This is a genomic window from Streptomyces sp. XD-27, from assembly GCF_030553055.1.
Taxonomy (GTDB): Bacteria; Actinomycetota; Actinomycetes; order Streptomycetales; family Streptomycetaceae; genus Streptomyces.
On record NZ_CP130713.1, the window covers coordinates 6,132,028 to 6,145,105 of the forward strand.

General features: G+C 73.2%; 12 protein-coding genes. 7 read left to right on the forward strand and 5 right to left on the reverse strand.

What is annotated here, in order from left to right; all coding sequences use genetic code 11:
* Positions 1 to 75 precede the first annotated feature (75 nt).
* Positions 76 to 729, forward strand: a complete 654-nt coding sequence (locus Q3Y56_RS26710; protein WP_304464355.1) for a thymidine kinase — start codon at positions 76 to 78, stop codon at positions 727 to 729.
* Here the strand turns inward: Q3Y56_RS26710 and Q3Y56_RS26715 are convergent.
* A complete protein-coding gene (locus Q3Y56_RS26715) occupies positions 726 to 1,526 on the reverse strand; it encodes a VOC family protein (RefSeq protein ID WP_304464356.1) in 801 nt (266 codons plus the stop codon). The two genes, Q3Y56_RS26710 and Q3Y56_RS26715, sit on opposite strands and share 4 nt — an antisense overlap.
* A 282-nt stretch (positions 1,527 to 1,808) precedes the next feature.
* Between Q3Y56_RS26715 and Q3Y56_RS26720 the strand changes: the two genes are divergently transcribed.
* Entirely contained in the window at positions 1,809 to 2,645 is an 837-nt protein-coding gene (locus tag Q3Y56_RS26720) for a sulfurtransferase (protein ID WP_304464357.1), read from the forward strand.
* A gap of 192 nt (positions 2,646 to 2,837) precedes the next feature.
* On the opposite strand, the gene sepH is transcribed toward Q3Y56_RS26720, so the two are convergent.
* A complete protein-coding gene (gene sepH, locus Q3Y56_RS26725) occupies positions 2,838 to 3,980 on the reverse strand; it encodes a septation protein SepH (protein WP_304464358.1) in 1,143 nt (380 codons plus the stop codon).
* Positions 3,981 to 4,590: 610 nt separating this feature from the next.
* Between sepH and Q3Y56_RS26730 the strand changes: the two genes are divergently transcribed.
* The gene (locus Q3Y56_RS26730) at positions 4,591 to 5,292 is read left to right on the forward strand and encodes a hypothetical protein (RefSeq protein WP_304464359.1); all 702 of its coding nucleotides are present in this window, start codon (positions 4,591 to 4,593) and stop codon (positions 5,290 to 5,292) included.
* Between the two features lie 42 nt (positions 5,293 to 5,334).
* On the opposite strand, the gene Q3Y56_RS26735 is transcribed toward Q3Y56_RS26730, so the two are convergent.
* Positions 5,335 to 6,657 carry a D-arabinono-1,4-lactone oxidase gene (locus tag Q3Y56_RS26735; RefSeq protein ID WP_304464360.1) on the reverse strand — a complete coding sequence of 441 codons (1,323 nt, stop codon included), beginning with the start codon at positions 6,655 to 6,657 and terminating at the stop codon, positions 5,335 to 5,337.
* Positions 6,614 to 7,882, reverse strand: coding sequence for an MFS transporter (locus Q3Y56_RS26740; protein ID WP_304464361.1), 1,269 nt, complete (start codon positions 7,880 to 7,882; stop codon positions 6,614 to 6,616). Before Q3Y56_RS26740 ends, Q3Y56_RS26735 begins: the two co-directional genes overlap by 44 nt.
* Positions 7,883 to 8,068: 186 nt before the next feature.
* Here Q3Y56_RS26740 and Q3Y56_RS26745 point away from each other — a divergent pair, with 186 nt between their 5' ends.
* Together Q3Y56_RS26745 and Q3Y56_RS26750 are read left to right on the forward strand one after the other, a co-directional pair.
* Positions 8,069 to 9,241 (forward strand): ferrochelatase, encoded by a 1,173-nt coding sequence (locus tag Q3Y56_RS26745; protein ID WP_304464362.1) that lies wholly within the window; start codon positions 8,069 to 8,071, stop codon positions 9,239 to 9,241.
* Positions 9,242 to 9,322: 81 nt separating this feature from the next.
* Positions 9,323 to 10,123 (forward strand): inositol monophosphatase family protein, encoded by an 801-nt coding sequence (locus Q3Y56_RS26750; protein ID WP_304464363.1) that lies wholly within the window; start codon positions 9,323 to 9,325, stop codon positions 10,121 to 10,123.
* A gap of 101 nt (positions 10,124 to 10,224) precedes the next feature.
* Here Q3Y56_RS26750 and Q3Y56_RS26755 read toward each other — a convergent pair whose 3' ends face one another.
* Positions 10,225 to 10,398, reverse strand: a complete 174-nt coding sequence (locus Q3Y56_RS26755; protein WP_304464364.1) for a hypothetical protein — start codon at positions 10,396 to 10,398, stop codon at positions 10,225 to 10,227.
* A gap of 503 nt (positions 10,399 to 10,901) precedes the next feature.
* Here Q3Y56_RS26755 and Q3Y56_RS26760 point away from each other — a divergent pair.
* Together Q3Y56_RS26760 and Q3Y56_RS26765 are read left to right on the forward strand one after the other, a co-directional pair.
* On the forward strand, positions 10,902 to 11,555 hold the full coding sequence (locus Q3Y56_RS26760; protein WP_304464365.1) for a response regulator transcription factor: 654 nt from the start codon (positions 10,902 to 10,904) through the stop codon (positions 11,553 to 11,555).
* 5 nt (positions 11,556 to 11,560) lie between these two features.
* Complete coding sequence (locus Q3Y56_RS26765; RefSeq protein WP_304464366.1) at positions 11,561 to 12,805, forward strand: cell wall metabolism sensor histidine kinase WalK; 1,245 nt, start codon at positions 11,561 to 11,563, stop codon at positions 12,803 to 12,805.
* The last annotated feature ends 273 nt before the right edge of the window (positions 12,806 to 13,078 follow it).

Sequence of the window (13,078 nt, forward strand, 5' to 3'; positions counted from 1 at the left end):
CCGACCCCGCGCCGCCCGGCGCTCCCGCTGCCCTGCGCCCCCGACCCCGTATCCACGAAAGGTGTTACCACCACCATGCCCGAGCTGGTGTTCTTCTCCGGAACCATGGACTGCGGAAAGAGCACCCTCGCTCTCCAGATCGAGCACAACCGCTCGGCACGTGGACTCCAGGGCCTGATCTTCACCCGCGACGACCGGGCGGGGGAGGGGCGGCTCTCCTCCCGGCTCGGGCTCGTCACCGAGGCGGTGGAGGCGCGGGAGGGGCTCGACCTCTACGCCTACGTCGTCGCCCAGCTCACGGCCGGCGGCCGGGTGGACTACGTCATCGCGGACGAGGCCCAGTTCCTCGCCCCGCTCCAGATCGACCAGCTGGCCCGCATCGTCGACGACCTCGACATGGACGTCTTCGCCTTCGGGATCACCACCGACTTCCGCACCAAGCTCTTCCCCGGCTCGCAGCGCCTGGTCGAACTCGCCGACCGCATCGAGGTGCTCCAGGTCGAGGCGCTGTGCTGGTGCGGTTCCCGGGCCACCCACAACGCGCGCACCGTCGGCGGGCAGATGGTGGTCGAGGGGGCCCAGGTCGTCGTCGGCGACGTCAACGGGCTTGACGGCGAGGTCGGTTACGAGGTGCTGTGCCGGCGCCACCACCGGCGCCGGATGACCGCCGCCACGGCCCGCGCCGGCGCGCTGTCCCCGGACGTCCTGCCCGTGACCACCGCCCCCTAACGCGGCGTCTGCACCACCCGGAACACCGCGCCCTCGGGGTCCGCGACGGTGGCCTGCCGCCCCGCCGGCCCCGCCCGCGGCGGCTCGATGACACGCCCGCCCAGCTCCGTGACCCGGCGGACGGCCTCGTCGGTGTCCGCCACGCCGAAGTACGTGAGCCAGTACGGCCCCCGGTCCGGCGGCAGGGCATGCCCCACGCCGTGGATCGCGGCAACCGGCCGCCCGCCCAGATACATCGTCGCCCGGTCGACGCCGTCCGCCCCGTCCGCTTCCTCGGCCTTCCCCGCCCCCTCCGGTTCGGTCCGGTAGCCGAAGACGGCCTCGTAGAACCCGCCGACGGTGGCCGTCTCGTAGGTGCGCAGCTGGTGCCAGACCGGGGTGCCCGGCGCCCCCGTCAGGTCCGAGCCCAGATGCTCCCGGCCCTGCCACACCCCGAACACCGCGCCCGCCGGGTCCGCGGCGATCACCAGCCGCCCCGCCAGGTCCGCGCCGAGCGGCCCCACGGCCACGGTGCCCCCGCAGCACCGGATCCGCTCCGCCGTCTCGTCGGCGTCGTCCGAGGCGAAGTAGGTCGTCCAGGCGATGGGAAGGTGCCGTTCGGGGGCGAGTTCACCGATCCCGGCCACCGCGTGGCCGTCGAGCACTCCTCGTACGTACGCGCCCAGCTGCTGTGGTCCGGGCCTGAAGTCCCAGCCGAACAGCGCCTGGTAGAAACTCTCCGTCGTGGCCAGGCCGTGCACCATCAGACTTGTCCAGCAGGGCATGCCCGGTGCGCACCGAGCCGGTGCCTCGGTCATCAAACTCTCTCCTCGGACCATCGGGGTAGCCGTGCGGCACAGGCCGATCGGCTCCTCGGGGATGGATGGGGTCGTACGGGACGGGGCCCGAGCAGATGCTTGCACCACCAGCCGCCCCGTACGCCCTGACCGCGCCGCATTCCCCGGGTTCCCGAAGGAGCATGCCCGTTTTCATGTGTCGCACCCTTTTCGGCCGCGTTGCTGGATGATGTCAATGCGACGTACACCGCGTATCCCGGGAGACCATTCGGCGCAGGCGTCTCTACGCAAGGATGGGGTCTTATGAATGCCATCATCACCGCATCCGAACTCGGCAGCGAGTCGGCCGCCGAGCAGCCGCCGACCCTGCTGGACGTCCGCTACCAGCTCGGCGGTCCGCCCGGCCGCCCGGCCTACGCCGCCGGGCACATCCCCGGCGCGGTCTACGTGGACCTGGAGACCGAACTCGCGGGCCCGGCCGGCACCGAGGGCCGGCATCCGCTGCCCGACCTGTCCGTCTTCACGGCCGCGATGCGCCGGGCAGGGGTGACCGCCGGGCGCGACGTCGTCGTCTACGACGGCGGCCAGGGCTGGGCGGCCGCCCGTGCCTGGTGGCTGCTGCGCTGGGCGGGCCACACCCGGGTACGCGTCCTGGACGGTGGGCTCGCCGCGTGGACCGCGGCCGGCGGCCCGCTGACCACCGAGGAGCCCCCGGTCGCGCCGGGCGACTTCACCCCGGCGCCGGGCGCGCTGGAGCTGTTGGACGCGCAGGGCGCGGCGGAGTTGGCGCGGCGCGGGGTGCTGCTGGACGCCCGCGCGGCGGAGCGCTACCGGGGCGAGGTCGAGCCGATCGACCGGGTCGCCGGCCACATCCCGGGCGCGGTGTCCGCCCCGACCACCGAGAACGTGGCGGCGGACGGCACCTTCCGGCCGGCGGCGGAGCTGGCCGACCGCTTCGCCCGGCTCGGCGCGAAGGAGGGAGTGGAGGTCGGGGTCTACTGCGGCTCGGGCGTCTCGGCCGCCCAGGAGGTGCTGGCGCTGGCGGTGGCAGGGGTTCCGGCGGCGCTGTACGTCGGGTCGTGGAGCGAGTGGTCGTCGGACGGGACCCGCCCGGTGGCCACGGGCCCTCACCCCGGCTGACGTTTCCCACCCACCCGCCCGTCAGGTACCCACCGCGCGAAGCCACTTGCGGGACGCGGGCGCTCGGGCGGGCGGGGGTGCTCGGGCGGGCGCGGGCGACCACCTCACCGGGGTGGTCGCCCGCGCGCCCGCGCGCTCACCGCCCGCCGTCGGGACAACGGCAAGGCGCACCCCGCCGCAGGAGCGGCGGCGCTAGTCCTGCTTCTTGCGGCGCGTGCCGAACACGATCTCGTCCCAGCTCGGTACCGCCGCCCGGCGGCCCGGGCGGACGCCGTCCGCCTCCGCCTGGCGGTCGGTCGTGCCGGTGAGCCGTTCGCGGTGCCCGGCCACCGAACGGGGCATCAGCACATCCGCGTACGCCGCGCCCGCGCCTGCGCTCGCCGCCGGGGCGGGCGGCTCGACCGCCTCCGGCTCCTCGGCGGGCTCGTCCGACGGGTCGGACGGCGGCCCCGACTGCTCGGGCACGACCATGTCGCCCCGGAAGCTCGGCACCGCCTCCAGCAGGCTGGTCAGCGAGTCACGTTCGCGTTCGCCGCCGCTGACCCCGCTGTCGTCGGCGGCCACGGCCTCCGTGTCGGCGTCGGAGTGCGGTGCCGACAGGGGGCGTTCCAGCCGCTCCAGTCGGTCGAGCCGGTCGGTGGAGCGCTCGGGGCGGTCGGGCCGGTCGAGTACCCGGTCCCGGGGCAGCCGCGCGATCCTGGGTACGAACGGAAAGCTCGGCTCGGGCGTGTCGTCGGTCTCGCCGATCAGCGCCCGCGCTTCGTCGTCGACCGCCTGTACCAGCCGCCGGGGCGGGTCGTACGTCCAGCTCGCCGAGTGCGGCTCCCCGGCGACGCGGTAGACGAGCAGCACCTCCCACGTGCCGTCGTCGCGCCGCCACGAGTCCCACTGCGCGGTGTCCTTCTCGGCGCCGCGCAGCAGCAGACGCTCGGTGACGGCCTCGCCCAGCTGCGGCCCGGTGTTCTCACCGGGGCGGCGGACGGGAGTCTTACGGGCGCGCTCGGCCATGAACGCGCGCTCGGCGAGCACCGGTCCTTCGAAGCGGCGCACCCGGTCCACCGAGATGCCGGCCATCTGGGCGACCTCTTCCGCGGTCGCACCGGCTCGTATACGCGCCTGGATGTCGCGGGGCCGCAGATGGCTCTCGACCTCGATCTCGATCTGGCCGAGCCGGGCACGGTCGTTGCGCACCGCGGCGCGCAGCCGTTCGTCGATCGGTAGCGTGTACTCCGTGCTGTCCGCAGCCTTGAGCACCAGCCGTGTGCCGTCGTTGCTGACGGCCACGACACGCAGTTCGGGCATGGGGACCTCCCGGGTGGTGCCTGCCGACGTCACGTGCGTCGCTGCCGTTCTCCCGCTAGACGAGTGTGGCCTGCCCGGGTGCAGCCTGCCACAACATTGCCGAGTTGCCCGGCGTGTCGGGTCTGGGCCCCGATCCGCCGTTATGGCACGGTTACCTGTTCGCAACTCATAGTGACGGTCGTCACTCTGTGCAGCAAGTCCCCTGCCATGTCGCGGCGCCGCCGGTCGAGTTGCCGCTGGTCGACCCCTCCCGCTGGGTCCGGGCGGCCGGACGGGAAAGCGGGGCCAAGGCTCGCCACAGTACTCCATTCGGGCCACCTGGGTGGACCGGCGCGCCAGCCAAGTTCACGCCAGACGGCTGAGTTCCGCCCCTCCGGCGCGGCCGCCGGAATCCGGTGGCGTGTCGAGTTTCACAGAAGCGTCAGAAATGGAACTACTCGCTTCGCTCGGAAGTCACTTGTGGTTGCAAGGTGGCATGAACGGTCGATCAAGGGCAGAGATGGGCGTCAGAGCCGAAAGTGAGGAAAAGTCGGCGGGAAGCGGCGGAAAGGCGGAAACCCGACGCCTCGAGCTGAGTGTCGCTCAGGTCGCGGGCAGCGCGCTGGCGGCTGTCGCCGCGGCCGTACTCGCCTCCAAACTGGGTGTGTACGGAACCATCATCGGCGCCGGCGTGGTGAGCGTGGTGGCCACGGCCGGAGGTTCGGTCTTCCAGCATCTGTTCCGGCGTACCGGTGAGCAGTTGAAGGAAGTGACGGTCCAGGCCCGGCCCAAGTCCGGGACCGGCGCCCGCGATTCCCACCCACCGGTGCCCGGCGCGTACGGCGAAGCGACGACGCACGGCACGCGGCTGCGCGGCTGGAAGCGTCCCGCCCTGGCGGCGGGCACGGTCTTCGCCCTCGCGATGGGGGCCATCACCGGAATCGAGATGTTCTCCGGCGGGCCGGTGTCCAACGTCTGGGGTGGCGACCACGGCGGCACCACCGTGGGCAACAGCGTGGGCGACGGCGGCTCCCGGCGCTCCACCCCGCGCCCCGACCCGACGCCCGGCGCCCCGTCCCCGGGCGGCGAAACCCCGGCAGGCGGCGGCGCGACGCCCACTCCGACCCCGACCCCGTCGAAGACCCCGACCGGTGACGGCGACGGTACGTCCAGGCCGGACGGCACCGCCACGCCCACTCCGAGCCCCACTCCCACCCCGACCCCCTCGCCGGGCACCGGCGCTACGGGTGGCGACGCGGGCCACGGCGACGAGGACGGCACGGACACCGGTGCGACCACACCACCCGCGACCCCCGCCAACCCCGCGACCGGCGACTCCAACGGGGGCACCACCGCCGGCCGCTGAGCCGCATCGGGCCGCCGGGCCGCGTCAGGTCGCCGGGCCGCGTCAGGCCCCCAGCACCCGCCGCAGGTAGTCGTTCCCGAAGACCCGCCCCGGGTCCAACCGGTCGCGCAGCGCGGTGAACTCCCCGTACCGCGGATAGACCCCGGCCAGATACCCGGCGTCGCGGCTGTGCAGCTTGCCCCAGTGCGGCCGTCCCCCGTGCGCGGTCATGATCCGCTCCACCGCCGTGAAGTACGCCTGGTGCGGGGTGCCCCGGTACATGTGCACGGCGATGTACGCGCTGTCCCGGCCGTACGCGGTGGACAGCGGTACGTCGTCGGCGGGCGCGGTCCGCACCTCCACCGGGAAGCCGACCCGGAAGTCCGAGCGGTCCACGGTCGCCTTCAGCTCGCGCAGCACCTCGACGGCCGCCTCGCGCGGCACCGCGTACTCCATCTCCAGGAAGCGGACCCGGCGCGGGCTGGTGAAGACCTTGTGGGGGATGTCGGTGTACGTACGGGCCGACAGGGCGCGGCTGGAGAGCCGGGCGATGCCCGGGATCGTGGCCGGTACCGCCCGCCCCAGCGCGCAGGCCGCCCGGAAGACCCCGTTGGACAGCAACTCGTCGTCGATCCAGCCGCTGACCCGGCCGAGCGGGGCGGCGGGGCCCTCGGTGCGGTTGTTGCGCTTGGTGGTGCAGCGGTCGGTGTGCGGGAACCAGTAGAACTCGAAGTGCTCGTTGTCCGCGACGAGTTCGTCGAAGGATCCGGTCACCTGGTCGAAGGACATGGGTTCTTCACGGGCGGTGAGCAGGAACTCCGGCTCCACCGCGAAGGTGATCGAACTGACCACCCCCAGCGCGCCGAGCCCCAGCCGGGCCGCCGCGAAGACCTCCGGGTTCTCGGTCGGCGAGCAGCGCAGCACCGAGCCGTCCGCCGTCACCAGTTCGAGGCCGCGGATCTGGGCGGCCAGCGAGGCGCTGTCGCGGCCGGTGCCGTGGGTGCCTGTGCTGGTCGCCCCGGCCGCGGTCTGCACCATGATGTCGCCCATGTTGGTCAGCGACAGCCCGTGCGCGGAGAGGGTCTCGTTCAGCCGCCGCAGCGGGGTGCCGGCCGCCACGGTCACCGTGCCGGCCGCGCGGTCCAGCCCGGTCACCCCGGTCAACCGGTCGGGCCGGATCAGCACCCCGTCGGTGGCGGCCGCGGCGGTGAAGGAGTGGCCGGTGCCGGCGGCCTTCACCGCCAGGCCCTCGGCGGCCGCCGCGCGGACCGCCGCCGCCAGTTCCTCCGTGGACGCCGGGGACACCGTCCGTACCGGATGGACGGTGACATTCCCCGCCCAGTTATGCCAAGTGCCGCTGCTCCGCCCGGTCCTCGTCGTGGCCATCCGCCCCTGACCTTCCCCTCGCCTGCGGTGTCACCCGCTGTGGCGCCGGCCGCAGCAGCCGGCGGTAGCCGAGGAAGCCCACCGCCGCCGCGAGCGCTCCGGACGCCGTCGAGACCACGTACCCGGCACCGGCCCCGGCGGCGTCGACCACCGCACCGGCGGCCGACGAGCCGAGCGCCGCCCCGACCGCGAGCCCCGTGCTCGTCCAGGTCATGCCCTCGGTCAGTTTCGCGCGTGGTACGTGCCGCTCGACCAGGGCCATGGTGGTGACCATCGTCGGTGCGATGGACAGGCCCGCGACGAAGAGCGCCACGGCCAGGAACTGCAGGCTCCCGACCAGTTGGAGGGGGATCATACTCACGGCCATGGCGCACACGCCCAGCAGCCACCGGCGGGCCGCGGACCCCTTGAGGTCCAGCAGGCCGAAGACCACGCCCGCCAGGCAGGAGCCGAGCGCGTAGACGGCGAGTACCAGGCTCGCCGCGGCCTTGTGCCCCTCCTCCTCGGCGAACGCCACGGTCACCACGTCCACCGCGCCGAAGATGCCCCCGGTCGCCACGAAGGTGGCCACCAGGACCTGCAGGCCGGGGGAGCGCAGCGCCGAACCGCCCGCGTGCTGCTCGCGCGGATGCGGCACGGGCTCGGTGGCGCGCTGCGCGGTGAGCAGGAAGACCCCGGCCGTCAGGAAGCAGGCGGCGAGCAGCGGGCCCGCCTCGGGGAACCAGGCCGTGGACAGTCCGATGGACAGGATCGGCCCCACGATGAAGCACGCCTCGTCGACGACCGACTCGAAGGCGTAGGCGGTGTGCAACTCACGCGGGGAGTCCTGGTAGATCGCCGCCCAGCGCGCCCGCACCATCGAGCCGACGCTGGGCACGCAGCCGGCCACCGCGGCGAACACGAACAGCGTCCAGTCCGGCCACCCGCGGTGCGCGCTCACCAGCAGCCCCGCCGCGCCCGTCGCCGCGACCAGGGTGGCCGGCCGCAGGACCCGGCGCTGGCCGTAGCGGTCGACCAGCCGGGATATCTGGGGTCCCACGGCGGCGGCGGAGAGCGCCACGGCGGCCGCGAGCCCGCCCGCGAGGCCGTACCGGCCGGTGAGCTGCGAGATCATCGTGACCACGCCGATGCCCATCATCGACAGGGGCATCCGGCCGAGGAAGCCGGCCGCGGAGAAGCCCTTGGCGCCGGGAGCGGCGAAGATCAGGCGATAGGGACTGGGCACAGGGCAGCGCTCCGCCGGTCAGCGTGGTAAGGGATGTAGGTAGCCGATACAGCTTACGGTCCCCGGCGGGGGGCGCACACCCGGATTTCCGCCGGTCCCGGGCCCCACGTTTCCGCCGGTCCCAGCCCCGCGGCGGGCCTCCCGCCCCATGAGCCCGTTCGGCCCGGGAGTGGCAGGATCGGGAACATGTCCGTCCAGCGATCACCCCAGCCCGGCGCCGCGCCGTACGACGCCCTGCTCCTGCTCTCCTTCGGCGGCCCCGAGGGGCCGGAGGACGTCGTCCCGTTCCTGGAGAACGTCACCCGGGGCCGCGGCATCCCCCGTGAGCGGCTCAAGGAGGTCGGCCGGCACTACTTCCTGTTCGGCGGGGTCAGCCCGATCAACGCGCAGAACCGCGAGCTGCTCCAGGCGCTGCGCAAGGACTTCGCCGAGCACGGCCTGGACCTGCCGGTCTACTGGGGCAACCGCAACTGGGCGCCGTACCTGACCGACACCCTGCGCGAGATCGTCGCCGACGGGCACCGCCGCGTGCTGGTGCTGGCCACCAGCGCCTACGCCTCGTACTCCGGCTGCCGCCAGTACCGGGAGAACCTCGCGGACGCGCTGGCGGCCCTGGAGAGCGAGGGCCTCCCGCTGCCGCGGGTGGACAAGCTCCGGCACTACTTCAACCACCCCGGCTTCGTCCGGCCCATGGTGGACGCGACGCTCGCCGCACTCGCCGGGCTGCCCGAGGACGTCCGGGCCGGGGCGCACCTGGCGTTCACCACGCACTCCATCCCGACTGCCGCCGCCGACACCTCCGGGCCCGCAGAGGACCACACCTCCGACGGGGCCGGGGGCGCGTACGTGGCCCAGCACCTGGACGTCGCGCGGGTCATCGCCGACGAGGTGCGCGAGCAGACCGGGATCGAGCACCCCTGGCGGCTGGTCTACCAGTCCCGCAGCGGCGCCCCGCACATCCCCTGGCTGGAGCCCGACATCTGCGACCACCTGGAGGAGCTGCACGCCGCCGGGGCACCGGCGGCCGTGATGGTCCCCATCGGCTTCGTCTCGGACCACATGGAGGTCAAGTACGACCTCGACACCGAGGCGGCGGCCAAGGCCGAGGAGCTCGGGCTGCCGGTCGGCCGCGCCGCCACGGTCGGCGCCGACGCCCGCTTCGCCGCCGCGGTCCGCGACCTGGTGCTGGAGCGGGCGGCGACCGAGCGCCGGGCGGCGGCGCCGGAGGAGCACCACCCGGTCCCGGAGCACTGCGTCCTGGGCCGGCTCGGGCCGAGCCACGACCTGTGCCCCGTCGGCTGCTGCCCGGCGCGGACCCCCAGGCCCGCCGCGGCGGGCGCCGACAGCCCGTACGCGTAGCCGCCGCCCGGATGCCGGTGCCCGACGTGTGACCCGACCGCCCGCAGCCGCGGCGGGCCGTCTGTACGACCAAGGAGAACAGTGACCGACCAGCTCAAGCAGGAACTCCTCGCCGTCGCCCTGGAGGCGGCCCGCCGCACCGGAGCCCTGCTGCGCGACGGCAGGCCCGCCGACCTCGGCGTGGCCGCGACCAAGACCAGCCCGATCGACGTCGTCACCGAGATGGACGTGGCCGCCGAGAAGCTGATCACCGACTTCCTCGCCGAGCGGCGCCCCGACGACGGCGTGCTGGGGGAGGAGGGCGCGAACACGGCCGGCAGCAGCGGCGTGCGCTGGGTGATCGACCCCATCGACGGCACGGTCAACTACCTCTACGGGCTGCCGTCGTGGGCGGTGTCCATCGCCGCCGAACTGGACGGCGAGACGATCGTGGGCGTGGTCGAGGCGCCGATGCGCGCGGAGACCTACCACGCGGTCGCGGGCGGCGGCGCGTTCCGGAACGGCGAGCGGACCCGGGTCCGGCCGACGCCGCCCTTCGAGCAGGCGCTCGTCGGCACCGGCTTCGGCTATCTGACCGAGCGGCGCGCCGCCCAGGCCGAGGTCCTGCGGGCGCTGCTGCCCCGGGTGCGGGACATCCGGCGGGGCGGCTCGGCGGCCATCGACCTGTGCGACGTCGCGTGCGGCCGTCTCGACGCCTACTACGAGCGGGGGCTCAACCCGTGGGACCTGGCCGCGGGCGAGCTCATCGCGCGCGAGGCCGGCGCACTGACCGGCGGCAGGCCGGGCGCCCCCGCCGACGGGAACCTGACGCTCGCGGCCGTACCGGGCCTTTTCGAGCCCTTGCAGCGGCGGCTGGAGGAGCTCGGCGCCTGGCACGACTGAGGGCCGCCCGCGGACAGCGGAGCGCCCCGGTGCCGTGCAGGCACCGGGGCGCTCCGTCGTCCGTGGCTTCGGGTCCCGTGTACGGGGGAGCCGGGGTGGGCTCAGACGGCGACGGCACCGACCTGCACGCCGTGCTCGGCGGCCAGTCGGCGCAGATCGTCCAGCTCCGCCAGCTCAACGTCGACGAGGTGCTCGTCGCCCGCCTCACGGGCGCGGGACAGGTCGGACTGGGTGGTCTCTATGCGCTGCAGAAGGCCTGCGGTGAACGCGTCCATATGGCGCCCCCTCGTCTGGGTCGGATCGGCGGCACGGGGGTGTGCCCTCAGGGGTTTTCCGGTCTTCCCCGCCGGCCGGGGCCGGAGGGTGGCGATCACGTGCGTGGCCCTGCCGGCCGCGAGGTCCAGCGGGTCGTTCGCGTGCCAGGAAGCAAGGAGTGATCGCGGGTGTGTGCAGTCGTCCTCCCCATCGCCGGCCGGGCGGAAACCTCGACTACCCGACGAATCGGAATCGAATCCGAACGTGTGTCGGCCGTCTGCCCGCTCTTCCGTGCCCGTCCACACGGCCGCCACCCCCGGTCCACACGGCCGCCACCGTCCATCCGCACGGCCGCTACCGCCGGGTCCGTACGGCCGCCACCGCCGGTCCACCGGCCGGAAAGGCCCCGCTCACCGCGCTTACCGCCGGTTTATCGGGCTTCGGGGCAGGATGGAGGCGCTCAAGGAGCGTGCTGAGTGATCACGGCCCCGTCCGCGGGGTCCCCGAGGGAAGGACAAGCGACGTGCGTGTACTCGTCGTCGAGGACGAGCAGCTGCTCGCCGATGCGGTGGCCACCGGCCTGCGCCGGGAGGCCATGGCCGTGGACGTCGTGTACGACGGTGCCGCCGCCATGGAGCGCATCGCGGTCAACGACTACGACGTCGTCGTGCTCGACCGCGACCTTCCGCTGGTCCACGGCGACGACGTGTGCCGCAAGATCGTCGAACTGGGCATGCCGACCCGCGTCCTGATGCTCACCGCCTCCGGCGACGTCAGCGACCGGGTCGCGGGCCTCGAACTCGGCGCGGACGACTACCTGCCCAAGCCGTTCGCGTTCAGCGAGCTCATCGCCCGGGTGCGGGCCCTGGGGCGCCGTACGACCGTCGCGCTGCCGCCCGTCCTGGAGCGGGCCGGGATCAAGCTGGACCCCAACCGCCGCGAGGTCTTCCGGGACGGCAAGGAGATCCAGCTGGCGCCCAAGGAGTTCGCCGTGCTGGAGGTGCTGATGCGCAGCGAGGGCGCCGTGGTCTCCGCCGAGCAGCTCCTGGAGAAGGCCTGGGACGAGAACACCGATCCGTTCACCAACGTGGTGCGGGTCACGGTGATGACGCTGCGCCGCAAGCTCGGTGAGCCGCCCGTGATCGTCACCGTGCCCGGCTCCGGCTACCGGATCTGACCCGCATGGCCACCTCTCCACCGCCGCCCACCGTCCCCCCGAAGCCGACCCGCGACCCGTGGCTGCCCGCGCCGCGGCATCCCTGGCTGCGCCCCACGATCCGGATACGGCTCACTCTCCTGTACGGCGGAGTGTTCCTGATCGCCGGGGTCATCCTGCTGACGATCATGTACCTGCTGGCGGCCCAGGCCCTGCATGTGGGCAATGAGCTGCCGTTCAAGCTGGTCAGCGGTCAGGTGATCGCCACCAACGACACCTGCCCGGAGATCACCGGGAAACGGCTGCCTCCCGAGGTCTTCAACCCGGCGCTCAACGACTGCATGCAGGAGCAGCGGCAGCTGGCCCTGGACAGCCTGCTGCGCCGCTCGCTGCTGGCCCTGCTGGGCCTGTCGGTGATCGCCTTCGCCTTCGGCTACGCCATGGCCGGCCGGGTGCTCTCGCCGCTGGGCCGGATCACCCGTACCGCGCGCCAGGTCGCCGGCTCGGACCTGTCCCGACGGATCGAGCTGGACGGGCCCGACGACGAGCTCAAGGAGCTGGCGGACACCTTCGACGAGATGCTGGAGCGGCTGGACCGGGCGTTCACCGCGCAGCAGCGGTTCGTGGCCAACGCCTCGCACGAGCTGCGTACGCCGCTGGCGATCAACCGGACCCTGCTGGAGGTCCAGCTCTCCGATCCGGCCGCGTCGCCCGAGCTCGTCCAGCTCGGCAAGACGCTGCTGGCGACCAATGAGCGCAGCGAGCAGCTCGTGGAGGGGCTGCTGCTGCTGGCCCGCAGCGAGAACGAGATCGTCGACCGCAAGCCGGTGGACCTGGCCGAGGTGGCCACCCAGGCGCTCGACCAGGTGCGCGGCGAGGCGGAGGCCAAGGGCGTGGAGCTGCGCGGCTTCCGGCGGGCGGTCGTGGTCCAGGGCAACGGGGTACTGCTGGAGCGGATCGCCTTGAACCTGGTGCAGAACGCGGTGCGGTACAACGTGCCGGACGACGGATGGGTGGAGGTCACCACCGAGGCGCAGGGCGGCCACGCGGTGCTGGTGGTGACGAACACCGGTCCGGTCGTTCCCGCATACGAGGTGGACAACCTCTTCGAGCCCTTCCGGCGGCTCCGTACGGAGCGTACGGGCAGCGACAAGGGTGTTGGCCTGGGTCTTTCCATCGCGCGCTCGGTGGCGCGGGCGCACGGCGGGCGGATCTCGGCGGAGCCGCGCGAGGGTGGTGGTCTGATCATGCGAGTCGTCCTTCCGCGCTGAGATCTGCGACCATGTCCGCAGGCCGTACGATCGCGCACTGGTTCGCTTTAGGCGGAATTTTCCGGACCCCACCACCACTTCGTTCGTGTGTGATCGCTCACATGAGCGAATTTCCAGCCATCCACGCTGAGTGATCGCCACGGTCGGCGGAAGGCCGGGAAAATCCGGGTTTCCGGGCGTCCCGCTCACGGGAAGTACACGTCAAGGCGGGTGCGCCACGCGCCTCGCGGACCGTGTACGGTCCCCTTCGCCACTCAACTCGATCGCCTCTTA